General features: G+C 74.0%; 20 protein-coding genes. 13 read left to right on the top strand and 7 right to left on the bottom strand.

Annotated elements, in window-relative coordinates; genetic code table 11:
• Positions 1-377: 377 nt before the first annotated feature.
• Together QK440_RS29900 and QK440_RS29895 are read right to left on the bottom strand one after the other, a co-directional pair.
• Positions 378-701 carry a hypothetical protein gene (locus QK440_RS29900; protein ID WP_282796354.1) on the bottom strand — a complete coding sequence of 108 codons (324 nt, stop codon included), beginning with the start codon at positions 699-701 and terminating at the stop codon, positions 378-380.
• 162 nt (positions 702-863) lie between these two features.
• The gene (locus QK440_RS29895) at positions 864-1,379 is read right to left on the bottom strand and encodes a hypothetical protein (protein ID WP_282796353.1); all 516 of its coding nucleotides are present in this window, start codon (positions 1,377-1,379) and stop codon (positions 864-866) included.
• A gap of 154 nt (positions 1,380-1,533) precedes the next feature.
• On the opposite strand from QK440_RS29895, the gene QK440_RS29890 reads away from it, so the two are divergent.
• Positions 1,534-1,812, top strand: coding sequence for a hypothetical protein (locus QK440_RS29890; RefSeq protein ID WP_282796352.1), 279 nt, complete (start codon positions 1,534-1,536; stop codon positions 1,810-1,812).
• 86 nt (positions 1,813-1,898) lie between these two features.
• Here the strand turns inward: QK440_RS29890 and QK440_RS29885 are convergent, their stop codons facing one another.
• From QK440_RS29885 to QK440_RS29870, 4 genes are all read right to left on the bottom strand, one after another.
• Positions 1,899-2,087: a DUF4236 domain-containing protein gene (locus tag QK440_RS29885; protein ID WP_282796351.1), complete on the bottom strand. Its 189-nt coding sequence runs from the start codon at positions 2,085-2,087 to the stop codon at positions 1,899-1,901.
• A gap of 329 nt (positions 2,088-2,416) precedes the next feature.
• Positions 2,417-2,683, bottom strand: coding sequence for a DUF4235 domain-containing protein (locus tag QK440_RS29880; RefSeq protein ID WP_282796350.1), 267 nt, complete (start codon positions 2,681-2,683; stop codon positions 2,417-2,419).
• A 5-nt stretch (positions 2,684-2,688) separates the two neighbouring features.
• A complete protein-coding gene (locus QK440_RS29875; RefSeq protein ID WP_282796349.1) occupies positions 2,689-3,186 on the bottom strand; it encodes a DUF3618 domain-containing protein in 498 nt (165 codons plus the stop codon).
• Positions 3,183-3,611 (bottom strand): phage holin family protein, encoded by a 429-nt coding sequence (locus tag QK440_RS29870; protein WP_282796348.1) that lies wholly within the window; start codon positions 3,609-3,611, stop codon positions 3,183-3,185. Before QK440_RS29870 ends, QK440_RS29875 begins: the two co-directional genes overlap by 4 nt.
• Before the next feature lie 347 nt (positions 3,612-3,958).
• Here QK440_RS29870 and QK440_RS29865 point away from each other — a divergent pair, with 347 nt between their 5' ends.
• From QK440_RS29865 to QK440_RS29855, 3 genes are all read left to right on the top strand, one after another.
• Entirely contained in the window at positions 3,959-4,354 is a 396-nt protein-coding gene (locus QK440_RS29865; RefSeq protein WP_282796347.1) for a helix-turn-helix transcriptional regulator, read from the top strand.
• A gap of 214 nt (positions 4,355-4,568) precedes the next feature.
• Positions 4,569-5,354 carry a molybdate ABC transporter substrate-binding protein gene (modA, locus tag QK440_RS29860; RefSeq protein WP_282796346.1) on the top strand — a complete coding sequence of 262 codons (786 nt, stop codon included), beginning with the start codon at positions 4,569-4,571 and terminating at the stop codon, positions 5,352-5,354.
• 199 nt (positions 5,355-5,553) lie between these two features.
• Positions 5,554-7,524 carry an ABC transporter permease gene (locus tag QK440_RS29855; RefSeq protein WP_282796345.1) on the top strand — a complete coding sequence of 657 codons (1,971 nt, stop codon included), beginning with the start codon at positions 5,554-5,556 and terminating at the stop codon, positions 7,522-7,524.
• Between the two features lie 9 nt (positions 7,525-7,533).
• Here QK440_RS29855 and QK440_RS29850 read toward each other — a convergent pair whose 3' ends face one another.
• Positions 7,534-8,049: a hypothetical protein gene (locus QK440_RS29850; protein ID WP_282796344.1), complete on the bottom strand. Its 516-nt coding sequence runs from the start codon at positions 8,047-8,049 to the stop codon at positions 7,534-7,536.
• Between the two features lie 460 nt (positions 8,050-8,509).
• On the opposite strand from QK440_RS29850, the gene QK440_RS29845 reads away from it, so the two are divergent.
• The 9 genes from QK440_RS29845 to QK440_RS29805 all read left to right on the top strand — a co-directional run bounded on the left by QK440_RS29845 (position 8,510) and on the right by QK440_RS29805 (position 19,518).
• Positions 8,510-9,871 carry a phosphatase PAP2 family protein gene (locus tag QK440_RS29845; protein WP_282796343.1) on the top strand — a complete coding sequence of 454 codons (1,362 nt, stop codon included), beginning with the start codon at positions 8,510-8,512 and terminating at the stop codon, positions 9,869-9,871.
• Positions 9,872-10,129: 258 nt separating this feature from the next.
• Positions 10,130-11,302 (top strand): Ku protein, encoded by a 1,173-nt coding sequence (locus tag QK440_RS29840; protein ID WP_282796342.1) that lies wholly within the window; start codon positions 10,130-10,132, stop codon positions 11,300-11,302.
• 290 nt (positions 11,303-11,592) lie between these two features.
• Positions 11,593-12,474, top strand: coding sequence for a VOC family protein (locus QK440_RS29835; protein ID WP_282796341.1), 882 nt, complete (start codon positions 11,593-11,595; stop codon positions 12,472-12,474).
• Positions 12,475-12,726: 252 nt separating this feature from the next.
• Positions 12,727-13,413, top strand: a complete 687-nt coding sequence (locus QK440_RS29830) for a 2Fe-2S iron-sulfur cluster-binding protein (protein WP_282796340.1) — start codon at positions 12,727-12,729, stop codon at positions 13,411-13,413.
• Positions 13,410-14,402 (top strand): xanthine dehydrogenase family protein subunit M, encoded by a 993-nt coding sequence (locus QK440_RS29825; protein WP_282796339.1) that lies wholly within the window; start codon positions 13,410-13,412, stop codon positions 14,400-14,402. The genes QK440_RS29830 and QK440_RS29825 overlap by 4 nt, the downstream gene beginning before the upstream one ends.
• 20 nt (positions 14,403-14,422) lie before the next feature.
• The gene (locus QK440_RS29820) at positions 14,423-16,549 is read left to right on the top strand and encodes a xanthine dehydrogenase family protein molybdopterin-binding subunit (RefSeq protein WP_282796338.1); all 2,127 of its coding nucleotides are present in this window, start codon (positions 14,423-14,425) and stop codon (positions 16,547-16,549) included.
• A 335-nt stretch (positions 16,550-16,884) separates the two neighbouring features.
• Entirely contained in the window at positions 16,885-17,073 is a 189-nt protein-coding gene (locus QK440_RS29815) for a CsbD family protein (RefSeq protein WP_282796337.1), read from the top strand.
• 143 nt (positions 17,074-17,216) lie between these two features.
• Entirely contained in the window at positions 17,217-18,413 is a 1,197-nt protein-coding gene (locus tag QK440_RS29810) for an aromatic acid exporter family protein (RefSeq protein ID WP_282796336.1), read from the top strand.
• Positions 18,414-18,918: 505 nt separating this feature from the next.
• Positions 18,919-19,518 carry an NAD(P)H-dependent oxidoreductase gene (locus QK440_RS29805; RefSeq protein WP_282796335.1) on the top strand — a complete coding sequence of 200 codons (600 nt, stop codon included), beginning with the start codon at positions 18,919-18,921 and terminating at the stop codon, positions 19,516-19,518.
• The last annotated feature ends 20 nt before the right edge of the window (positions 19,519-19,538 follow it).

Raw genomic sequence — 19,538 nt, 5'->3', positions numbered from 1 at the left:
CCCCCGCCCCCCCCCCCCGCCGCCCCCGCGCCCTCCCTCCCTGCCCGCCTCCCGTCGGCGCGCGGGGGCTCCGCGCCCGCGCCGGCGGGGCGGGGGGGGGGGGGGGGGGGGAGAGAGAGTCGGGCCGGGCGACGGGTCGTGAGCGATGACCCGCAGGATTCACCATCGTTTCCACCGCGGAGTCCGGCTACCTGGCTTCGACCGCGATACCTACCGATCCAAACGAAAGCCCCTCGTGTCGTGAGTGTGTTGCCGGGGTCTGCTCTGCCGTTCTGCCGTGGCCCCAAGGGCGGCGGCCAGACGCCCTGCCAGCATCACCGAACGTAATCAACCTAAAGCTCGCACACCACAGAAACAAGCATTAGAGGTTCTGAAGGTCAGCCGCCGTCGGCACACCCGCCGCACCCATCCGCTCCGACCGCATGACAGCCGCTGCCCTCGTGTTCATCGCCTGAACATGTGTAGCCGATGCCCTTCGGCGCGGAGGGCGTGCTGGAATCAAACCCGCCCACACTTGAGACAATTCCGCTGAACATGAGGGAGACTCCCACTACGGCTAGGTAGATAGCCCCACCGAGGTCGACATCCACCTCGCCAGCCATCTTAAGAGGAAGGATCGACAATGCGCCGAGCGAGAGCAGGAAAAACACTACGGCAGTTCCAACATCTTTCCCCTTGACCTTGTGTCCATTTTTGCCCATTTTTGCTCCATGGGATGCGTCAACCCTTTCGTCTGCTATACCAAGGCGCTGACGGCTGGCCAATACATGAGCTTCAGACCACGCCGTACTTGTCAGGGCGCTCCGGCTTCATCAGGGTCGAGACCCCGCAGTTCGTGGTAGGCGTCGTGCCGCAGCAGCAGGTCACCTGTCACCAGCTCCGCCCGTTCCGCCCTCAGCGCCCGCCTCCGCCTCCCGCCTCGGCAACGACGCCGTGTGCTGCTGCAGACTCCGCAGCACCTCCGGCCCGCATGACCGGAAACCATCCGTCAACTGCGCGACGGCCGCTCCTATGCACGCCCGCTCGCTCCCCCGGCGGACCACGACGACCGGCACGCTGTGCTCGTCATCGATCATCCGGAAGTCCCGGTCCACCCGCGGGAAATCAAGAGCCCGCCGCAGCTTCTGAATCTCAGCCCCCAGACCGGACTCCGGGTCCCCTCCCTGCTGGTAGGCATAGCGCTCCCGGTAGTAGGCATCCAGCGCCTCCAGGTCATCGGGCCTGGCAAGCTCAGGCCCGAAGAACCTCGCCCCCGCAGCCAGAGCAGCCGTGTACTCGCTGCCACGCGGACAACCGCCGTCGACAGGATCGAAGACGACCACCGTCCCCCGGCCCTCCAGGCGCCCGTCGCGGTTGCAGCGGCCGGCCGCCTGCTGCACGACTCCGCAGGCGCCCACGCCCGGTACACGCGAGGGAAGTCGACATCGACACCCGCCTCGATCAGGCTGGTCGACACCACCTGCACCGGCTCACCCCGCCGCAGCAGCTCGCGAATCCCCGCGGTGACCTCCCGGCGATGCGCGCCCGTCATCCGTGTCGACAGATGCAGGACCGGCCCCGCAGGACCGCCGCCTCCAGACGACGGGTGAGGCGCACGCCTGGGAGCCCGGCCGCAACGAGACCGTCTGCGGCCTGTCCCTCAGCCGGTCCCAGCTCGTGCGCTTCCCGCACGTGCCGTGGACGGACGCCATCCCCGAGTCCGGCGGCGCCGCGGACCGGGTACGGCGCCTGTGCCCCCGGTGCGCGTCCGTCGCCGGGCGCGCGGGGGCCGACGCCCGGCCCCCCTGGCGGCGCGTCAACCCGCGGCCGTAGGCGGGTGGTCGTACGAGGCCCCGTCCCCGCCGGTACGCCGGTGGGGACGGGGCCTCGTGGTGTGCGGTGGGGCGTCGCGCGCGTCCCTACCGCCGTGACTGGCGCCGGTAGCCGAAGGGGCCGGGCAGGTCCATCGACGTGGTGCGCCGCCCGGTCGAACTGTGCGTGCGGCGCGGGCCGTGCTTGCCGCCGAGCGTGATCGACCAGGAGCGGCGGTTGATGTTCAGCCGGACCCCGGGGAGGATCCGCAGCGACTTACGGAACGTGAGCGGCATGGGGCGACTCCTTGTGTCGGTGACGTCGTGTCGGGCTGCCTCGCGTCGGGCGACGTCGTGTCGGATGACCTCGCGTCGGGTGACGTCGTGTCGGGCGACGTCGGGCTCTCCCGGTCACGGGTATCCGCGGGGCGAGGAGTCAGGCATGGCGCACGCACGGGGGCCGCACGCGGCGCCGGGTGGTGCGCCGGTACGGGCCGCGGGCCGGGGCCCGACGCGGAGGGGGCCTGGTCCGGACGCGGCGGGGTGCCGGTACGCGCGTCGTACCGGCACCCCTGGGTCACTGGGTCACGTCAGGCCGGGTGACCGTCCGGCCGGGTGGCGAGCCGTCAGCCGGGCCACGTCCCGGTCAGGCCGCGGGTCGCGGTGGCGCCGGCGCGGTCGACGGCGGCCTTCACCGCGGCGAAGATCGCGCCCTGCAGGGTGGCGGCGATCAGCACCTCGGTCCAGCCCCGCTCCTCGTCGGTGGCGTCCGGGGCGTCCTCGTCGTGGCCGAGCGCCTTCCACGCCTGCCGGAACACCGCCCCGGCGAGCATGCCGCTGACGGCTCCGAGCGCCAGGCCGACCGGCTTGTAGGCGATCTTCGATGCCTTCATCCGGGTCACCCCTTCCTGGAGCGGCGCGACAGCCACAGCACGAGGGTGGCCGCGGCGGCCGCGCCGAGCAGCACGCCCCGGTTGTCCCGCGCCATCCGGCCGCCCTGGGCCGCCTTCTGCCGAACCGGCTCCGGCGCCTTTTCCTCCCACAGCTGCCCGGCCTGCGCGGCCGTGGCCCGGGCCTGCTCGACCGCCTTGGCCGCCGTGTCCTTGACGGGCTCGGGCAGCTTGTCCTGCACCTGGTGCGCGAGGTCGGCGGCCTTCGCCGCGGTCTGCTCCTTGACCGCGCCGGCCTTGGCCACGGTCTGCTCCTTCACCGCTCCGGCCTTGACCGCCGTCTGCTCCTTCACCTGCGTGGACTTGTCCTTCACCCGGGACTTGACGTCTGCCTTGGCCGCGAGGGCCTCGACCGTCTCCCCGAGTTCGGAGCGGGTCCGGGCGACCTGCTCGCGCAGTTCCTCGGGGCTCTCGGCGGTGGGCTCGTCGTGGGGCGGCTGCGTCATCGGTGTGCACTCTCCTTGATCTCGGCCACGTCAGCCTTGACGCTGTTGATGGCCTGTTCCGGCGCGGGCGGGTTGGCCTCGCTGATCTGCTTCTTCCCGGTCATCGCCATCACACCGGCGATCACGCCGAGAACCGCGGTGACGATCAGCGCCGCGGCCCACACCGGCAGCGGCACCGCCAGCGCGGCGATGGCCGTGGCCACCAGCGCCTGCAGCATCAGGAACCCGACCACTCCGGCTCCGCCGAACAGGCCACCGCCCTTGCCGTAGCGCTTCCCCTTCTCCTTCATCTCCGCCTGCGCCAAGCGAAGCTCGCCGCGCACCAGCTCGGTCAGCTGGTGCGAGGCACGCTGCACCAGCTCGCTCACCGGTTCCTGACCGGCACCGCGGTCCCCACCGGTGACGTGCGGCTGTGTGTTCGACACGGCGATCACCTCCCGCCCTTCTCGGTCTCGTACCGACCGGGAGCTTCGTTCCTCCCGGCCCTTCGACGCGCGAGTACCCCGGGTCGGCCGAGGACAGTCAGGTATGTCGTACGCAAGATCCGCGTCTCCAACGTACGACGAAAGCCCGCGTCCCTCTCCTCGAGAGCCCGCGACGGCCGCGGCCCGCGCGGCCCGCCCTGTGCGTGCCGGGGGGCGTGGCGCCACCGGGGGCCGTGGGTGGGGGTGCCGCCCGCTCCTCGGACCTTCGGCCAGTGCTTACGCATCTGCCATGGAGGAACCGATAAAAAGGTTGCAGATAAAAGATTCAAGGCCATATCTTTCCGCATATGCAGTCTTACACCATCGGTCAGGCGGCGCGTCTGCTCGGCGTCAGCCCCGACACCGCGCGCCGCTGGGCGGACGCCGGCCGGGTCGCGACCCACCGCGACCAGAGCGGGCGCCGTCTGATCGACGGCCGTGACCTGGCCGCCTTCTCCGTCGAGATCGGCCAGTCCGGCACCGGCGAGGAAGAGGCCGCGTACACCTCGGCCCGCAACGCCTTCCCGGGCATCGTCACCGCCGTGAAGCTCGGCGACGTCGCCGCCCAGGTCGAGATCCAGGCCGGTCCCCACCGCCTGGTGTCCCTGCTCACCCGGGAGGCCGTCGAGGAACTCGGCCTCGAGGTCGGCATGCAGGCCACCGCCCGCGTGAAGTCGACCAGCGTGCACATCGACCGCGCCTGAACCGGGGCGCGCGACCGTCTCCGCGCCGCGCACTTCGGACTTGGGCGCACCGTGCGCGCCGGGCGCACCGACGGCACCCGCACCGTGCGCGGGGAGCGCGCCCGGACCCGCGTGCTCCCGCGGTACCGCCCGTCCGGTGACCGCGTCCGCGTCCCTCCGTCTCTCCGTCTCTCCGGCGGCACCCCGCCGCCCGCAGTCCCAGGAGTGTCACCCCATGCCCACCGTGATCACCGCGCGCCGCACCGCCGCGGCCCTCGCCACCGCCGCCCTGCTCGTCCCCCTGGCCGCCTGCGGCAGCGACGACGACAGCAAGGAGGCGGGCGAGGACGGGCGGAAGGCCGAACTGACCGTCCTCGCCGCCGCCTCCCTCACCGACGTCTTCAGGACCGCGGGCGCCGCGTACGAGAAGGACCACCCGGGCACCAAGGTGACCTTCTCCTTCGAGGGCTCCCAGGAACTGGCCGCCAAGGTCAGGCAGGGCGCCCCGGCCGACGCCCTGGTGACCGCCGACACCAAGACCATGGACGGCCTGCGGTCCGACACCGCCACCCCCACCGTCATCGCCAGGAACCGCCTGGTCATCGCGGTCGGCAAGGGCAACCCGAAGCACGTACGGAACCTGAAGGACCTCTCCGCGAAGGACCTGAAGGTCGTGCTCGCCGCCCCCGAGGTGCCCGTCGGCCGCTACAGCCAGAAGATCCTCGACGCCCAGCGGGTCTCCGTCGAACCGGTCTCGCAGGAACCCAACGTGCGCGCCGTGCTGTCCAAGGTCGAACTCGGCGAGGCCGACGCGGGCATCGTCTACAAGACCGACATCACCACCGCCGGCGGCAAGGCCGAGGGCGTCGACATCCCCGACGCCCAGAACGCGGTCGCCGCCTACCCGGCCGCGACCCTCAAGGAGTCCCCGCACCCCGAGGCCGCGGCCGCGTTCGTCACCTGGCTCAGCTCACCCGAGGCGCAGAAGATCCTCCGGGACGCGGGCTTCCAGAAGCCGTGACGCGTAGGACCCGGCAGCCATCATGAACCCGGGCCGCCCGGCACGGGGGCTCGGGACGGCCCCGCCGGGCGCGCCGCCGCCCGCGCGGCCCTTGCCCGGCGCGCCGACCGCGCCCGGGCGGCCCTCCCCGGCGCGGACGACCGCCGGGGCAGCGGGCCCCCCCCCCGTACCGCCGCCGCCCACCCCACGGGAACCCCCGATGAGAAGCTTCCGCACCACCGGCGCGCGCGCCCCGCGCGCCGGTCGCGCCCGCACCCCGGTCACCCTCGCCGTGCCCGCCCTGCTCGCGGTCGCCTTCCTGCTGCTGCCGCTCATCGGCATCCTGAGCCGCACCGAGTGGGGCGCGATCGGCTCCCACCTGACCAGCCCGGGCGTCACCGAAGCGCTCAGGCTGTCGCTGTACGTCTCCTTCTGGGCCCTCGGCGTGTCCCTGGTCCTCGGCGTGCCGCTGGCCTGGACGCTCGCCCGGGTCGACTTCCCCGGCAAGGCGCTCGTCCGCTCCCTCGTCCTGCTGCCCATGGTGCTGCCGCCCACCGTCGGCGGCGTCGCGCTGCTGCTCGGCTTCGGGCGGCGTGGACTGCTCGGCCCCTGGCTGGAGGACACCTTCGGCGTCGTCCTGCCCTTCCACACCTCGGGCGCCGTGGTCGCCGCGACCTTCGTCGCGATGCCCTTCCTCGTCATCAGCCTGGAGGGGGCGCTGGCCGGGCTGCGGCCCTCGTACGAGGAGACCGCCGCGTCCCTCGGCGCCTCGCCGGTGCGGGTCTTCTTCACCGTCACCCTGCCCTCGGTCGCCCCCGGCCTCGTCGCCGGAGCCGCGCTGACCTGGGCACGGGCGCTCGGCGAATTCGGGGCCACCATCACCTTCGCGGGCAATCTGCCGGGCACCACCCAGACCCTGCCGCTCCAGGTCTACCTGCTGCTCCAGGACCGGCCCGAGGCCGCCACGTCCGTGTCCCTGCTGCTCCTGGTCATCGCCATGGCGGTGCTCATCGCCCTGCGCGGACGCTGGACCGGCGGCTCGGCCGACCGGACGCCGCGCTCCCGGTCGCCGCGGCCGGACGCGTCCGACGAAGGACCCGCCGCCCCGCCCCTTCCCGCGCCCGAGCCGCCCGCCGTGCCCGCCGCGCCGCCGGAGCGCTGGCCCCTGCACGCCGACGTCACCGGCTTCAACCGGCTCACCCTGGACGCCGAGCCCGGCACCACCATCGCCGTCGTCGGCGAGAACGGCGCGGGCAAGACCACCCTGCTGCGCGCCCTGCTCGGCCTCACCCCCCGCGCCCACGCCGACCTGCGGCTCGGCGACGACGACGTGACCGCCCTGCCCCCGCACCGCCGCGGCGTGGCCTGGGTGCCCCAGGACGGCGCCCTCTTCCCGCACCTGACCGCCCTCGCCAACACCGCCTACGGCCTGCGCGTCCGGGGCGTCCCCCGCGCCGCGGCCCGCCGCGAGGCCCGGCAGTGGCTCGACCGCCTCGGCGTCGGCCACCTCGCCGACCGCAGGCCCGCCCAGCTCTCCGGCGGCCAGGCCCAGCGCGTCGCGCTCGCCCGGGCGCTCGCGCCGCGCCCCCGGCTGCTGCTCCTGGACGAGCCGCTGGCCGCCCTCGACCAGACCACCCGCGCCCACGTCCGGCACACGCTGCGCTCCCACCTCGCGGGCTTCGGCGGCGTCTGCCTGATCGTCACCCACGACCCCGTCGAAGCCGTGTCGCTGGCCGACCGCGTCCTCGTCCTCGCCGACGGCCGCGCCCTGCAGGACGCGCCGCCCGCCGAGGTCACCCGCCACCCGCGCTCCCCGTGGGTGGCCCGCATGCTCGGCCGCAACGCCTGGCCCGCCACCGCCACCGCCGAGGGGGCCCGGCTCGCCACCGGCGCCACGCTCGTGGCGGCCGAGACCGTGGGGGAGGGCGCCGAGACCCTCGTCGTCGTACCGCCCGAGGCCGTCTCCGTGCACCGCGAGAAGCCCACCGGCAGCCCGCGCAACGTGTGGCCCGGGACCCTCCGCGAGATCACCGCCAGCGGCAGCCGGCTGCGCCTGCTCGTCACCTCCGACGCCGTCCCCGACACGGTCGCCGAGGTCACCCCGCAGGCCGTCGCCGACCTCGGCCTCGCCGACGGCACGGAGGTCTGGTGCAGCGTGAAGGCCACCGAACTCACGCTCGTGCCCCTCTGAGCGGGGCGCTCAGGCGGCGTGGCAGAGCGCCGCGGGCGCGGCCGGGGCGGCGGCGTGGGCCACGGTCGCGGGCACGGGGCGGACGGCGGCCGCGGTCCGCGAGCGGTTCCGCGCGAAGACGACGAGGCGCAGCACCACGAACCGGCCGACGCCGGCGAGCGCGGACGCGGACAGGTAGACCACCTGCTCGAGGACCGCGCCGGGCGCCGCCACGAGCTGCTGCAGGACGAGCATCGCCAAGCAGGTCACCGCGTACGCGGCCGCCGCGGACCCGGCCGACTGCGTGTGCTGGCGCCAGGTCGCGCGCCCGCCCGCGCCGAAGGTGAAGCGGGCGTGCAGCTCGGTGGCCAGCAGCGTGGAGACCGCGGTGATCAGCGCGTTGGCCACGGCCCACGGCATCCAGGCGGCGAGACCCGCCACGGCGAAGCTGGAGGCGAGACCCACCCCGCCGCCGCAGAGCACGAAGCGGGCGAACGCGGCGAAGGCGCCGGGCGCCGCCTGCTGCTGGCTCTGTGCTGTCCCCATGGTCCGGCCCCCTCGACGGCTGTCTCCGCGACACGCGTCCACCGGTGAAACGGAGGAGCGCGTTCTCTGTGATGCCATCATGGCACACGAGTGGTGCCATGCGCGAGCCATTACTGGCGTCATGTGTGTCACTGGTGGCGTCACGGCGGGGAGTGCGCCCCTCTGTGCGGCCGTAGCTCGGCGGCGCGTGCGTTTCGTGGCGTGACGGCGTAACCGATCCGTGTCGAGGCCGGTTCGGCGGAAGGAGAGGTTCACGGTGCGGGCGTCGAAGATCGCGAACTCGCGCGTAAGCGGACTGTCGTTTGCCACGTTCATGACGGGCGAAGTCCACCCGCGCCGCTCCGATAGCATGATCCGACTCGCGAGGTTCGTCCCGAGCGCCCGCGCTTACCGAAACCACGCTGACCAGCACGAAGCGTTACCTGTTTAATCAAAAACCAACAAATCGGCCAGGCAATTGATGCGTATGACATCGCGGGTGTTTTCGCGAATAAATGGGAGAAATGAGTTCGCCACGTGGCGTCGGCCGCGGGTGCTGCTGTGGGGTGCGGCCGGTGCGGTCGCCCTCGGATTCCAGATCGCGCTGGAGATCGCCGCGCGGGGCTACGGCCTGCCCGGCCCGCTCACCAACCAGGTGCGCGAGGTGGTCTTCGCCCCCGCGTCCGGGCCGCTGCTGTACGCCGGCATGGCGCTGATGATGGTGGTGCTCACCTGGCGGCAGCGCTTCCTGGCGCTCGGCGCCGCCGTCGCCGTCGACATCCCCTTCTTCCTCGTGCGCTGGGCCACCGGTGGCAAGCTGACCTTCGGCAACGGCGCGCTCTGGGTGCTCCTGGGCTGCGCAGTCATCGCCGTCACCCGCCGCACCGGCGCCGAGCGCGTGCTGCTCCTGAAGGGCGTCGGCCTCGGCCTGCTGCTGGTGGCGGGCCGCAAGACCGGCGACGCCTGGCTGCTCATCACGTCCAAGACCCGCCCGACGGTGCTCGACCCGTACCTGGCGACCGCCGACCACGCGCTGGGCAACCCGTCGTGGCTGGTCGGCCGGCTCGTCCGGGCCACCGACCCGATCGGCTCCCACTTCCTCGACTTCGTCTACGTCCAGCTCGCCGTGGCCGCGGTCGTCGTCGCGCTCTACCAGCTGCGCAACGTGGCGGCCGAGGGCCGTTTCCCGGGCCACCACCTCGTCCGCACGTTCCTGGTCGTCGGCCTGCTCGGCCCGGCGATATACATGATCTTCCCCGTGGTCGGACCGGTCTTCGCGTACGGCACCGGCGCCTTCGGCACCGGCGGCGAGGAGTGGGCCCTGGCCAACCTGTGGCCGGACACGCCGCCCCCGCTCGGGACGCCGCACGCCATGGCGTACGACGACATCACCCCGCGCAACTGCATGCCCAGCCTGCACACGGCCTGGGCCACCGTGATCTTCATCCATTCCCGCGGGGGGCCGCGCGTGCTCCGGTACGCGGGCACGTTCTGGCTGGTCGCCACGCTCACCGCGACACTGGGATTCGGCTACCACTACGGCGTGGACCTCGTGGCCGGAGTGGTGTTCGCGGTCACGATCGAGGCCGGGCTGCGCGCCTTCGACCGCGGCTGGGACCGGCCGGGGATACAGCTCGTCGTCCACGGCACCGCCGTCTTCGCCGCCCTGCTGGTCTCGTACCGCTATCTGCCGACGGAGATGGCCGCCCACCCGTGGCTCTTCGGGCCGCTCCTCCTGCTGGCGATGGGCTCGGTCGTCTACGGCTATATGCGTACCACCAGGCTGTGGCAGCCGAAGCCCGTGCCGGCGCCGAAACTGGAGCCGCAGCCCGAACTGGTGTGAGGCGCCCCGCCGCGGCGGCCGGCTTACCGGACGGCACCGGGATGCCGGCCGCAGCCGTGTCACCACCCCGATGCGCGTGCCGGTGGCCGACGGCGCGCACCCCCGGGACACTGGCCACGGAGCGCACGGAAGCCCGCGCTCCGGTTCCGTTCGCCGCCTGCGGCTGCCGCGACCGCTGTGGCCGTGGCGGCGGCTGCCGGGGCCGCGACCGCCTCCGGCGGACGGACGACGTGGACAGGGCGACGGGAGTGGACGGCCATGGCACGCGCGATCTGGACCGGAGTGATCACCTTCGGGATGGTCACCGTGCCCGTCGGCCTCTACACGGCCCTGGAGGACCACACGGTCCACTTCCACCAGGTGCAGCGCGGCAGCGCCGACCGCATCCGCAACAAGCGCGTCAACGAGCGCACCGGCGAGGAAGTGGCCGCCAAGGACATCGTCAAGGGCTTCGAGGTGGCCGAGGGCGAGTACGTCGTCGTCGACCCCGACGAGCTGGACGAGATCGCGCCGGGCCGCTCCCGGGCCATCGATATCAGCGACTTCGTCGACCTCGGCGACATCGAGCCCGTCTACTTCGACCGCACGTACTACGTCGCGCCCCGCGGCGAGGAGTACGCCAAGGTGTACGAGCTGCTGCGGGCGGCCCTCGCGGAGACGGACAAGGCGGGCATCGCCACGTTCGTGATGCGCGGCAAGCAGTACCTGACGGCCCTGCGCGCCGAGGACAAGCTTCTGGTGCTGCAGACCCTCCACTGGGCGGACGAGGTCCGCGACCCGGCCCGGGAGCTGCCCGACCTGCCGTCCGGCCGCGCCGGCCGGGGCAAGGAGCGGGACATGGCGGTCAGGCTGATCGACGCCCTGTCCGCGCCGTGGGAGCCCGGCCGGTACCGCGACACGTACCAGGAGAAGGTGCGGGAGCTGGTCCGGGCGAAGGCCGAGGGCGAGGAGGTCGAGGCGGCCCAGGAGGCGCCCCGGGCCACCGACGTCGTCGACCTCATGGACCTCCTGGAGGGCAGCATCGAACAGGCCCGCGGCGGAGGCCGGGGCGGAAGACGGGGTGGGCGTCGCGGCGGGAGCGGGCACGACGCCCCGGACGGCGGCCGCGATACCGGGCGCGATGCCCGGCGCGGGAAGCAGGAGACCGCCGGGAAGCCCCCGTCGAAGGCGGACGGCGCCTCCGCGCCGCCCCGTGGCGCGGGCACCGGTGAACTGCGCGAGCTGACCAAGGCCGAGCTGTACCGGCGGGCCACCGAGCTGGACGTCCCCGGCCGCTCGCGGATGAGCCGGGACGAACTCGTGGACGAACTCGCCCGGGCCCGCGGCCGGGACCGGAACGGCCGGGACCGGAACGGGCAGGATCGGAACGGACAGGACCGGAAGACGGGCCGGGGGCGGGAGCGGCGGCGGGGCCCGAAGCGCGCCGCGTGACCCGGCCGCCGACAGGAAGATCTCCCGTCCCGCCGTCCGGGGGCGTCGGCGTTGGCTCCGGCGCACGGACCGTGGCACAGTAAGTCGCGGAATGATTACTTTCCGCAAGCTCGCGGGTCGCTGACATCTTTCCACCGCTCCCCTGGATCGCTCGCCTCGGTCACGGCGGACCCCCCAGCCGGCCGTGGCGTACGCGTCGGGGTGCGGGAACCGACGGCCGGAAGCACTGCCGGAGAGCGCGGGTGCCGGCCTGCCTCGTGAGCGGCCTCGATTTCCAGGACAGGTTGCACATGCACCACGACGAAGAGACGCCGAAGCCGGCACCCGGGGCGGCCCGGGGCGCGGCCACGCCGGGGCGGCACGTCAGGACCGGCTCGGTGTTGGGCGAGTCGGCCGTCGGAGCCCCCTGCTGGGTCAGCCTGACGGTGCCGGACCTCGCCGCCGCACAGAGGTTCTACGGAGCCGTCATGGACTGGGAGTTCCGCCCGGCCAGGCTCGGCGAGCAGTTCTCCGTCGCCATGGCCCACGGCGACCCCGTCGCCGGGCTCGGCGCGGTGTCCTCGTCGCTCCAGGTCGCGGTGGCCTGGACACCGTACTTCGCCGTCCTCGACGCGGACGAGACGGTGAGCCGGGTCAGGGAGCGCGGGGGGACGGTGGCGGTCGGGCCGATCCCGTTCCCCAACGGGCGCGCGGCTCTCTCGTCCGACCGCAACGGCGCGGGCTTCGGCATCTGGGAGGGCGAGATCCTCACGAGCTGGCGCAGCGACCTGCACTCCGCCCCGGCCTCCGTGCGCCTGCACACCGTCGACGCCTTCGACGCCGCCATCTTCTACGGCGAGGTCCTCGACTGGGCCTGCGGGCGCCCGGAGTGCTGCGAGGTGGAGTACCAGCAGGAGGAAGTGGTGCTCCTCAGGGCGGGGCGGCCGGCCGCCCGGCTCGGCTCGGGCGCCGTCGAGGCCGACCCCGACCCGGCGGTCCGGCCGCACTGGCAGGTCCACTTCGCCGTCCGGGACGTCGAGGCCAGCGTCCGCGCGGCGCGGGATCAGGGCGGCCAGGTGATCGAGCAGCACCTCGACGCGCGGCCCGCCTGGGCCACGCTGAGGGACCCCGACGGCGGCCACTTCCGGGTCGTCGCGCGGGAGCAGGAGAAGCAGGGCCAGCAGGGCCAGTAGGCGTGCCGGGTCAGTAGGGCGGCCGGGGCAGCAGGTGCAGTTGGACGAGCGGCGGCCGTCGGGCCCCCGGAGCGCAGGGACGGCGGAGGCGGCCGGGGCCTGAGGACAGGGGCGGCGACGGCACCCCGGGGACCCCGGGCCCCGGGAGCCGCCCCGTCCGGCCCCGTCCCGCATGCCGCCAGGTGTCGGCTGTGGCAGCTTGGGCACGCGGTCCGCACAGCACACAAGCCCTTCCGGAAGGTCATCCACGCCATGGGCAGCGACATCCCCGACGGCGGAGCGGGCGGCGGGGGCACGGCACCGCCGGTCCCGCCCCGTTCCGCGACGACGCTCCGCGTCAACGGCGACACCCGCACCCTCGATCTCGACCACCGCCGCGTCCTGCTGGACGTCCTGCGGGAGGACCTGGACCTCACCGGCGCCAAGAAGGGCTGCGACCACGGCCAGTGCGGCGCCTGCACGGTCCTCGTCGACGGGCGCCGCGTCAACAGCTGCCTGCTGCTCGCGGTGGCCCTGGACGGCTGCGAGGTCACGACCGTCGAGGGGCTCACGGGTGCGGGGCCCGCGGGGGAGGGGCGCCCCGGCCGAGGGCTCGCGGGCGAGGAGCTCACGGGCCGAGGCCTCACGGACGAGGGACCCATCGGCGAGCGGTGCACGGGCGGGGGCGGGGGCGAAGAACTGCACCCGGTGCAGCGCGCCTTCCTCGACCGGGACGCCTTCCAGTGCGGCTACTGCACGCCCGGGCAGATCTGTTCGGCCGTCGGCGTCCTCGCCGAGGCCGCGGGCGGCCACCCCTCGCACGTCACCCCGCCCGCCGCGCCCTCGGGCCGGCCCGTCCCGCTGACCCCGGAGGAGATCCGCGAGCGGCTCAGCGGCAACCTGTGCCGCTGCGGCGCCTACCCCCGCATCGTCGAAGCCGTGGAGGACGTGGCCCGATGAAGCCCTTCGCGTATGTACGGGCCGCGGACGTGGACGAGGCGACGCGGGCCTTCGCGGCCCACCCCGGAGCCCGCTACCTCGGCGGCGGCACCAACCTCGTCGACCTCATGAAACTGGGGGTCGAGCAGCCCTCCGCCCTGATCGACGTCAGCCGCCTGCCCCTGGACGCGGTGGAGGAGCTGGACGACGGCTCCCTGCGTGTGGGCGCCGCGGTGCGCAACAGCGACCTCGCGGCCCACCCCCTCGTGCGCGACCGCTACCCGGCGCTGTCGCAGGCGCTGCTCGCCGGAGCCTCCGGGCAACTGCGCAACGCCGCCACCACCGGCGGCAACCTGTTGCAGCGCACTCGGTGCCCGTACTTCCAGGACCTGTCCAAGCCGTGCAACAAGCGCGCCCCGGGCAGCGGCTGCGGGGCCCGGGAGGGCGTGCACCGGGACCACGCCGTCCTCGGCCACAGCGAGCACTGCGTGGCCACCCACCCCTCGGACATGGCCGTGGCCCTCGCCGCCCTCGACGCGCGCGTCGAACTCCACGGCGAGCGGGGGCCGCGCGACGTTCCCGCGGCCGCCCTCCACCGGCTGCCCGGGGACCACCCGGAGCAGGACACCGTCATCCGCCCCGGTGAGCTGATCACGTCCGTGGTGCTGCCCGCCGCGCGCGCCGGTCTGCCCTCGGCCTACCGCAAGGCCCGGGACCGGGCCTCGTACGCGTTCGCCCTCGCCTCCGTCGCGGTGGTGCTGCGCGTCCGCGAGGGCACGGTCGCCGACGTCGGCATCGCCTTCGGGGCGCTGGCCCACCGGCCCTGGCGCGCCGAGCGGGCCGAGGAGGCGCTGCGCGGCGGGCCCGCCACCCCGGCCGCGTTCGCCCGCGCCGTCGACCTGGAACTCGCCGCGGCCCGGCCGCTGCGGGACAACGCCTACAAGGTGCCGCTGGCCCGCAACATCGCCGTCGACGTCCTGACCCGGCTCACGCCGGGCGCCGCGACCTGACCAAGAGGGCTGGAACCGCCATGTCACACACCGCCCTGCCCCCCGAGGACTCCCCGGCCGGCGCCGGCCGGGCCCTGGGCGCTCCCGCCGAGCGCCGCGAAGGACGCCTGAAGGTCACCGGCCGCGCCCGGTACGCCGCCGAGCACCCCATGCCGGAGCGGGCGCACGCCTGGCCCGTGCCCGCCACCGTCGCCCGCGGCCGGGTCACCGCCGTCGACGTCGAGGAGGCCCTGCGGCTGCCCGGCGTCCTCACCGTCCTGACCCACGAGAACGCGCCGCGCGTCGCCGAGCCCGACGACCCCACGCTCGCCGTCCTCCAGGACCCGCGGGTGCCGCACCGCGGCTGGCACGTCGCCCTCGTGGTGGCCGAGACCCTGGAGGCCGCGCGCGCCGCCGCCGCGGCGGTGCGCGTCGAGTACGCCGTCGAGGACCACGACGTCACCCTGACGGCGGACCACCCCGGGGCGTACGAGCCCGAGAACGTCAACGGCGAACACCCCACCCGCCGCGAACACGGCCGGCCCGGCAGCGCTCCCGCGGCGGCCCGCGTCGACGTCGTCTACGAGGTGCCGCCGCTGCACAACCACCCCATGGAGCCGCACGCCAGCACCGCGCACTGGGACCAGGGGCACCTGACCGTGTACTGCTCCAGCCAGGGCGGTACGACCGTGCGCGACACGCTCGCCGCCCTGTTCGAGATGGACACCGGGCACATCACCGTCATCGCCGAGCACGTCGGGGGCGGCTTCGGCTCGAAGGGCACCCCGCGGCCCGACGTGGTGCTCGCGGCGATGGCGGCGCGCGTGTCCGGCCGCCCCGTCGCCGTGTCCTTCCCCCGCCGGCAGCTGGCCGCCGTCGTCGGCCACCGGGCGCCCACCCTGCACCGGGTCGGGCTCGCCGCGGCGGCCGACGGCCGGCTGACCTCGCTGTCCCACGAGATCACCACGCACACCTCGCGCGTCAAGGAGTTCGTCGAGCAGGCCGCGGTGCCCGCGCGCGTCATGTACGACGCGTCCCACCACCTCACTGTCCACCGTGTGGTACGCCTCGACGTGCCCACACCGTCGTGGATGCGGGCCCCGGGCGAGGCGCCGGGCATGTACGCCCTGGAGTCCGCCGTGGACGAGCTCGCCGCCGCCCTCGGCATGGACCCGGTGGAGCTGCGGGCCGTCAACGAGCCGGAGCGCGAACCGGACAGCGGCAAGCCCTTCAGCAGCCGCCACGTCGTGGACTGCCTGCGCGAGGGCGCCCGGCGGTTCGGCTGGGACGCGCGCGACCCCCGGCCCCGTTCCCGTACGGAGGGCCCTCTCCTCATCGGCACGGGCGTGGCCTCGGCCACGTACCCCGTGCTGGTGTCGCCGTCCACCGCGCAGGCACGGGCGCTGCCCGACGGCAGCTTCGTCGTACGGGTGAACGCCACCGACATCGGCACCGGCGCCCGCACCGTGCTCGCCCAGGTGGCGGCCGACGCCCTCGGCGTGCCCCTGGCGCGGGTGCGCACCGAGGTGGGCAGCAGCGACCTGCCGGCGGCCCCGCTGGCGGGCGGCTCGTCGGGCACCGCCTCCTGGGGCTGGGCGGTGCACCAGGCGTGCGCCGCGCTGGCGGCCAAGCTTGCCGACCACCCCGGGTCGCTGCCCGACAACGGCTTGAGCGCCGACGCCGACACCAGCGGTACGGCCGACGCGGACAGCCCCTACGCCCGCCACGCCTTCGGCGCGCACTTCGCCGAGGTGGCCGTCGACACCGTCACCGGCGAGGTCCGCGTCCGGCGGCTGCTCGGCGTCTACGCGGCGGGGCGCATCCTCAACGCCCGCACCGCCCGCTCCCAGTTCGTCGGCGGCATGGTGATGGGCCTCGGCATGGCCCTCACCGAGCACAGCACGATGGACGCCGCCTTCGGCGACTTCGCGGAGTCGGACCTCGCCTCGTACCACGTGCCCGCGCACGCCGACGTGAGCGGCGTCGAGGCGCACTGGATCGAGGAGACCGACCCGCACCTGAATCCGATGGGCAGCAAAGGCGTCGGCGAGATCGGCATCGTCGGGAGCGCCGCCGCCATCGGCAACGCGGTGTACCACGCCACCGGAGTCCGCTTCCGGACGCTGCCGCTCACCCCCGACAAGGTGCTGACCGGCCTGACCGGGTGAAGTACGCCGGGAACCGGTCCGTGCCGCGTCCTCCGGTGCGGTTCCGGTTCTGTACGGCGCCCGGTACGACGCGCGGAGCCGTGTGCCGAGCGGCGCCCCGAGTGGTGCCCCGAGCGGTGCCCGACAAGAAATGTGGATTGCACCGTTTGCAGGCGCATGTCTCGGCAACTAGATGGCTGAGGTCGTCAACGACCGACGAAGCGAAGGGCAGGAGCGCGGCGGCGCCACGACACCGGACCACCGGCCGGCGCGCCGCGGTGACGCCCGGGATGCGCACCCCGCACACCGCCCCTAGCGTGACCAACGGCTGTGCATACGCCACCGAAGGAGTAACCGTGGACGAGAACGCGAAGAACAAGGCAGCGGGCAAGGCCAAGGAGATGCTCGGCAAGGTCACCGGCAACGACCGGATGAAGGCCGAGGGCAAGACGGACCAGGCCAAGGGCAAGGTCGGCGGCGCCGCCGACGACGCGCGCGCCAAGGCCGAGGGCGTCCGCGACTCCCTGCGCGACGACGACCGCTGACCGTGCGACCCCCTGCGCCGTCCCACCCGCGGGTGGGACGGCGCACGCGCGCCCGGGGGCCGATCCCGGGCGCGGACGTGGGGCGCCGGAGGGAACCAGGTGGCCCACCGGAGCGTGCGGGCCGGATGCGGAATGGGATGTGCATGGTCGACCAGTGGCAGCGACGCGACGAACCCGCGGCCCAGGGCCCGGCGGCCCGGGCCTGGCAGTGGTGGCGCCGCGCCTGGGGAGCCGAGGGGCACGAGCGCCACACGCTGCTGTTCCTCCTCAAGAGCACCGTGGCCGCGACGATCGCCTGGGTGGTCGCCCGCGACGTACTGCACGCGCGGTCACCGGCGTTCGCGCCGTTCTCCGCCGTACTGATCATGCAGGTGACGGTGTACCAGGCGCTCCTCAACGCGCTGCGCTACATCGTCGCCGTCACCGCGGGCGTGGCGGTGCAGGCGGCCCTCGGCTTCCTGGCCGGCCCCGACCTGCTCACCTTCGCCCTCGTGACCGTGCTGGCGCTGGCCATCGGGCTGTGGCCCGGCCTGGGACCGCAGGGCTCGCAGGTGGCGACGGCCGCGTTCTTCGCCTTCTCCACCTACGTGACGGTCCCCGGCAGCCTCGACAAGGTCACCCACCTCGGACAGATCATCCTGCTGGTGCTCATCGGCTGCGGCATCGGCGTGGTCGTCAACATGACGGTGGTGCCGCCGCTGCGCTACCGCAGCGCCGAGTACGCCATCCACATCCTGTCCGGGACGCTGTGCGACCTCGTCAGTGACATGTACCCGGCGATGCGGCACGGCGAGATGGACCAGGAGCGCCGCCGCCACTGGCGCAACCGGGCCGAGCAGACCGGCGACCTGATCCGGCAGGCCCAGGACGGGCTGCGCACCGCGCGGGAGAGCGCCTACTACAACCCCCGCAGCCACCTGGGGCGCCACCGCGTCCGGCCGAGCTTCGACGGGTACGGCGCCGTCCTCGCGGCCCTGGAGCGCACGCTGTACCAGGCCGCCTCACTGACCCGCAGCCTCGACACCTGGCCGCAGGACCCGGGCGCGGAGGACCGCAGGCTGCTGCAGGACTACGCCGACTTCCTGGAGTCCATCTCCCGGATCACCCAGGTGCTCCGGGCGCTCGACGAGGACGCGCTGCACCGGCAGAGCCGCGAGCTGTGCGCACTCGTCGAGGAGGCGCACGAACGCCGCCGGCGGCTGACCGGACGGGCCGAGGAGGCCGGACTGCCGCTCGGCGACCCGGGCCTGCCCTACGGAGTGCTCCTGGTGGAGGCCGCGCGCCTGATGGACGAGCTGCAGAACGTCTGCGACGTGCTGGAACGCTACGTCGAGCAGTGACCGGCCCCCGCCCGGCCCGGGGCCCGGCCCTCGTCCGGCCCGGGGCCCAGCGTCCGTCCGGCCCGGGGTCCGGTCCCCGTCCGCGTGCGGCCGGCGCGTTTGAGGACGTGCGGGCCGGTCACCTGTAGGCCGATGCACGGACCACCCCAGTGGCCCGTCCGGCCCGCCCCAGGACAGGGGGCAGGCCCGCGGGCCGCTCTCGTCAGGCGGACAGGCCCCGCGTCGCGCTACCGTCGGAAGGGAGACCCGGCAGGCCCCCGCAGGCCGCTCAAGCCCCCGCCGCACGTACGCCGCGCCCGTGGAGCCGCCCGCCCACGCGAACAGCATCGAGGTGCCCGACCCGCACGGCTTCCCGCCCGTGCCCGGCGGCCGCGCCGCCACCGGCCCGTGTGTCCCCCCCCGCAATTCCTGGGCTTCCCTGAGCATTCCCAAGCCCCCTACCTGAGCCCAGTTCCTCAGCCCCGTTCCTGAGCCTCCGAGTCTCGAAGAGAGGATGCGTCACCCCATGCACGTGTTGTCCTTGGTCTGCTCCCTCAGCCCCTCGCCAACGCCCTCCAGCAGCCATCTGCTGTCGGACCAGGTCATGGAGGAGTTCGAGAAGCTGGGCGCCACCGGTGAGACGATCCGGGTCGCCGACCACGACGTACGACCCGGCGTCGAGACCGACATGGGCGGGCAGGACGCCTGGCCCGCGCTGCGCGAGAAGGTCCTCCGGGCGGACATCCTGTTGCTCGCCACGCCGATCTGGCTCGGCCACCCCTCCAGCATCTGTCAGCGTGTCCTCGAACGGCTGGACGCGGAGCTGTCGGAGACCGACGACCAGGGGCGCCTGCTCACCTACGGGAAGGCGGCGGCGGTGGTCGTCATCGGCAACGAGGACGGGGCGCACAAGGTCAGCGCCGACCTGTTCCAGGGCCTCAACGACGTCGGTTTCTCCCTGGCGCCCGGTGCCGTGACGTACTGGGTCGGCGAGGCGCAGCACGGCACCGACTACAAGGACCTCGACGCGACACCGGACGAGGTGGCGGCCACCACCCGCACCCTCGCCGCCAACACCTTCCACCTCGCCGGGCTGCTGGCCGAGCGGCCCTACCCGCCCTCGTGACCCGCCGTCCCGGCCCCCGC

This window comes from Streptomyces sp. CC224B, from assembly GCF_030010595.1.
Classification (GTDB): Bacteria; Actinomycetota; Actinomycetes; order Streptomycetales; family Streptomycetaceae; genus Streptomyces; species Streptomyces longispororuber.
Note: the sequence above shows the minus strand (reverse complement) of the source record. Positions and strands in the feature narration are given on the sequence as shown.